Annotated in this window: 3 protein-coding genes and 1 pseudogene; all 4 read right to left on the bottom strand. The window is 42.7% G+C overall.

The genetic code is table 11. The annotated features are described in order from the left end of the window. A pseudogene (locus tag CH376_RS23340) lies at positions 1–585 on the bottom strand (formylglycine-generating enzyme family protein); the annotation flags it as partial. Positions 586–913: 328 nt separating this feature from the next. Beyond that, positions 914–2,446, bottom strand: a complete 1,533-nt coding sequence (locus CH376_RS23345; RefSeq protein ID WP_100788539.1) for a DEAD/DEAH box helicase — start codon at positions 2,444–2,446, stop codon at positions 914–916. Positions 2,447–2,849: 403 nt separating this feature from the next. Then, positions 2,850–4,622, bottom strand: a complete 1,773-nt coding sequence (locus CH376_RS23350; protein ID WP_207769158.1) for an alginate export family protein — start codon at positions 4,620–4,622, stop codon at positions 2,850–2,852. A 33-nt stretch (positions 4,623–4,655) separates the two neighbouring features. After that, a partial coding sequence (locus tag CH376_RS23355) for a (2Fe-2S)-binding protein (protein WP_207769159.1) occupies positions 4,656–5,266 on the bottom strand: 611 nt, incomplete at its 5' end.

Consider the following 5,266-nt stretch of genomic DNA (forward strand, 5'->3'; position numbering starts at 1 on the left):
TCCGTTTTGCTCGTATCCTCCGGAAACCAAGACCATTTCTTTCCCGTCCTTCGGATGTCGTAGTTGTTTCGCTGGACGTGTTCTTCTTCTTTCATCCGTAAAAAAGGCGCCAGGCTCCACGTAAGCGACTTCCTGTTTGTAGTCTTGTATGAATGTTCCTGCGGTGAGGAGACTTTCAGGAATGCCGGCGTTCGCTGAAAAAGACCCGAAGAGTTCCACCTCATTCGCCTTTCTTCCTCGAGACGTGGATTGATAAGCGACAGAGATTTGCCTGATGGAAAACGAACCGATTTCTTTTTCGGGATTGTTTTGTAAAACGGGGTATTCCGTTCTTCTTGCAAGGATTGCTTTGATTTCTTCTTCTTCTTTTCCGTAAAAAACGGAGCCTCGACGGATTCGAATTTTTACTTTTCCCTTTCCTCGATAAACGGCCTCGACTTCCCCTTTCCAGAAAGGGACGGTTCGTAGATTGAGAGAAGGGTCTTCCTGGTCCTGAGAGATAAGCGTCGTAGATTCTACTCCGATCCAAAAAGCAAAAAGTAGAACGAGAAATTTAAGTAATATAAGAATACGTTTTAGGATCATATCTTGAATCGTCGCTGAGAGTTTTGGATTCTTCTTAAATCTTCGGCAAAATCCGGACGCTTCCAGGAGAATTTTAGAGGGAAAACTGATTTTAAGAAAACGTCTTTGGAAAATAATATTTTTTATTTCAAGAAGAATTTTCTAAAGGATTACTTGTTCCGACAAAGGATATCATATCGAGAATTCCTTGATTTCGGACTTTAAGTCCGAAGGTCATACAATTTCGGAAATTCTTATCTCTTCCATAGAAAAATCAAAAAAGATTCTTTTGTAGGAACTCCTATAAAAGAAAACCTCGCTTTGTTAGGGCGAGGTTTTTGCAAAATTCTTATTTCTTCTTTGCCTTGTAAGGTGGAGGGCCGGATTTTTTGCTTCGATCCCCACCGCCACTTCGGGAACCGGCGCTGCCTCCGCCTCCGAATTTGGAACGTGAACCACCGCCGAAACCGCCCCCGCTCTGTTTTCCGGAATACTTTCGATCACGATTGTAACCGCCGGATTTACGCGAAGATTTTCTATCGTCGAAACGTTGTTCCGCTTCGAACTTTACGCTCGGATCAAAGGTTCCGCTTTCTTTATGAATCGTAAGTTTGAATAAAGCCGCGGCGATATCGAGAGCCGTATATTCTGTTCCCATCAGACGTTCGATCTGATTTACGTATTCGCTCAAATGACCCGCGTCGACAAGACCTCTAATCTTTGTCGTATAGGAATGAATTTTTGTTTCTTCGAGATCGTCTAACGTCGGTATTTTCCCGGGTTCAATTTTTACTCCGTTAGCGCGTTCGATTTTTTTGAGATTGTAGATTTGTTTTCCAACGATAAAAGAGAATGCGATTCCTTTTTTACCGGCGCGTCCCGTTCTTCCGATTCTATGTACGTAATCCTCTCCGTCTCTCGGTAGGTCGTAATTAAACACGGCTTCCACGTTGTTTACGTCGATTCCTCTTCCCGCTACGTCGGTCGCAACGAGTATCTCGATGGTTCCGTTTCGAAAGCCGTTCATCACTTTATCTCTCTGCTTTTGGTTGAGATCTCCATGAAGACCTTCCGCAAAGTATCCTCTCGATTTTAATAATTCGACCAAAGTGTCGACTTGAGCTTTTGTATTACAAAAAACAAGAGCCAGTTTGATGTTTCTGTGTTCGATCAACCTCGCAAGAGCTTCGCCTTTCGCGCTCTCTTGAATTTCAAAATAAATCTGTTCAATTTTCGGAGCGCTGAGTCTCTGATGAGTTACGTCGATAATCTGCGGACTTTTTTGAAAACGTTTCATCATATTCAAAATGTCGTCGGTCATCGTTGCGGAGAACATGATAGTCTGACGTTCCGCCGGCGTTTCCTTCAAAATGATTTCCATATCGTCTCTGAAACCCATATCCAACATCTCGTCCGCTTCGTCCAACACCACAATTTTGATTTCATCCAGGTGAAGTGAACCGCGTCTCATGTGGTCCATCATTCTTCCGGGAGTTGCGATTACGATTTGGGGATTTTTTCTAAGCGCTCTCAACTGTCTGTCGATTTCTTGTCCGCCGTAAATCGGAACGACTTCAAAGTTTCCTTTGTATTTCATTAGCTTTCTAAATTGTTCGCTGACTTGAATTACCAGTTCTCGCGTCGGGCAAAGAATCAATGCTTGTAGGCTTCTGGAATTTACTTCCAACATTTCAATCGTCGGAATTGCAAACGCGGCGGTTTTACCCGTTCCGGTTTGAGCGTGTCCGATGATGTCCTTCCCTTTTAAAATGACGGGAATCGCCTCCGATTGAATCGGGGACGCTTCTTCAAATCCCATTTCTGCGATTGCATTTTGGATTTCGGTCGATAAGTTTAGTTCACTAAACTTGAGTTTCTTCATAGATGTTCCTTTTAAAGTATTGAATCATCCCATATTCCGGGAACCTCTAATACTTTGAATTTTCAAGATGAACTATCCGGAAGATCAAAAAGCCAATTAAAACGAGAGGAAGGCTGGAATCAGGAGATATTTTGTGTCTGCGTGGATGAGACACGCTATATTACTACATTTTAAAAATGACCTATTTTTACAAGGATAAAAGAACGGACGGATTTTCCTTTGGATTCGATTTTTGAATTCATCAAAAGATGTAAGATTCGAAGAGGATAAATTTTTTAAGATAGAATCTGCTTTTTAAAGTAACTTCAAAAATTCTTATATGATTGACGGAGATCGAAAGAATCATCCCTACTTCGGGAAACATAAGGATGATTCAGATCGATTTAGAATTTTACAAATCGAATTAGAATTGAGCCGTCATTGAAAGATAAGCGAACTGGGCCTGTGGTAAGAAGCTCGTCTTTCTAAACTCCGGAGAAATCGTCGTATCGTTTACTTTTCCTCGAACTGCATCGCCCGCGAAAATCCAGCTATAACCCATCGCCCAAATGATATCTTTGTATTTGAGAGTATAGATTACATCGATTTCCCTAAATAAGTTTTTTCCCAACGTTCCAACCGCTCTTTGCGACTCCGCGCCTTTTTCACTTTGCAGATACGGATTTTTGAATCGATCGTTCGAATAGGATTCCGTACTTGCTCCGTCCTTTAAAGTTCCGGTTATATCATACCAGCCGTCTTGCAGTTTCTGTTTGTCGACGATCCAATAAGCGATTCTTAATTTTCCCATTTCACCGCCGTCCCAAGTGAGATTTGCGGACTTCCCGATCATGTTAACCCAACTGACTTGATCGGCTTCTCCGTAAAAAATGTGGTTGGAGTGGAACAAATTGGAGAAGGTGGCGACCTTGCCGTCTTTGCGATTAGGATCTCCGCTTGCGACGTCGTATTCTGCGCCGAAACGGAAAGCGCCGAGCGTATAACCCATATCCAAAGCGTAGGCGAAAGCGTCGTAGGATTGTCTTTCTCTATATAAGCTTTTTGTAATAGTTTGTCCGGTAAGAGGGTCCACGGTGGAAACGTTCGTATTTAAGGAATCCCAACCCGGGGTCACGTTCCAGCCTGTCCTTCCGGTTTGAGCCGAGTATTCGAAAGAAAAATCGAGAGGAGTTTCCGATTTTTTATCCTTCGTAGTTCTATTTGTAATTCTGAATCCGAACGTATGAAGTTGATCGTATCTGGAATCCCGAGGCACAGTTTCCGGATTCGAAAGTAGAAGGATCGCGGGGTTGTTCTGAGGAAGCCATTTTTTATAAAGGCCGATATAATACCCGTCCAGATGCAGATGTTTTGAAAATTTGATCGTATTGTAAAATCCCGTGAAGGTGGAATCTCCTTGCTGTTGTCTTGGAATATCCGCAGTAAGTTTGCAGGGGACGTTCGCATTTACGGGACAATTGTATTGCGCCGGGAAAGAATTTTTTTTACCGAGAGAAGAAGTGTTCCCGACTATATCGGAGTCCTGTTCTCCTACGATCATAACCCAAGCGTGCGATGAAAATAATTCCTTATCTAACTTAAAACGAAATCCGTTAAAACTACGTCCGACGTTTGTCCAATCCAATGCGCCGACCAATCTTTCGTCTCCGTATTTTAGAATCTGCCTTCCTGCTTGTAAGGTGATCGGACCCAATAATTCCTTGGATTCGACCCATGCTTCTCGGATCCCAACTGATTGTCTCGTGTTATCGTTTGCCGTATCCAAGCCGGAATAAGAACCTTTTTCTCCGCCCCAGAGCGCCGAATCCTGCAAAGTAATTCTTATTTTCGTTTTTTCTGAAATATCTTTTTCCAGCCAGATCTGGGCTTTTGCGCCTACGAATGAAACATTATCATTTTTGAATCTATCAAAATCGTAATTGTATTTCGCCTCCGGACGAATTCGGATCATACCTCCGAATTTGATCGTTTCAAACCAAGGTAATTCTTTTTTCGGAGGATCCTTAGGGGGAATCGTTTCCTGTTTTTCCGCGGTCGTTTGACTCGTTAACGGAGTCGGATTGTTTTGAACGTTAGGTGAAGATGTTTCCGTTTTTTCCTGCGCTTGGATTGCGATGGAAAAAGAAACAAACGATAAAATTAAAAGCGCGCCGGCTTTCTTTTTTTGAAATTTCAATTTCGAACCTTTTGAGATTAATTTTTTTTAAATTCATTTTTCGCTTTCACTCATCGCTACATTGGATTTTAGAATTTTCGAAATTTCAGGGCGGCAGCTTCCGCAGCCTGTTCCCGCACCGGTTGATTTTCCGAGTTCTTCCAAAGTTTTGATTCCGTTTTTGATATCTTCGCAGAGATTGCCTTCTCCAACGCCGTTGCAGGAGCAGATCAATTTACCTATCACCGGTTTTCTTGCGCTCGAGTTTCCGGAAAGAAGTAGGTCTCTTCTTTCTCCGAGTTCTATTCCGCTTACGATCAAATCTCTGAATTCTTGAAGATTGGATTTGTCCCCGATTAAAATCGCGCCGACCAATCGATCTTCCTTTATTATACATTTCTTATATTTTCTTTTCTTTCGATCTAAGAATACGATCTCCTCGTATTCTTTCGACGGATCGTCCGAAAGATCCATCGGAGTTTCGGCCAAACGAAGAGAAACCAAATCCAATTCCGGAATTTTCAGAAGATTGGAATGAACTGAGCCTTTATAATAATCGAAGGCGTAACCGTAAATATGATGCGCGGCGATCTTCGATTGATCTTCCGTCGCGGCGACCGTTCCGTAAAGACCGGAAGAGTGTTCCGCAACTTCGCCGATCGCAT

The organism is Leptospira adleri, assembly GCF_002811985.1.
Taxonomy (GTDB): Bacteria; Spirochaetota; Leptospiria; order Leptospirales; family Leptospiraceae; genus Leptospira; species Leptospira adleri.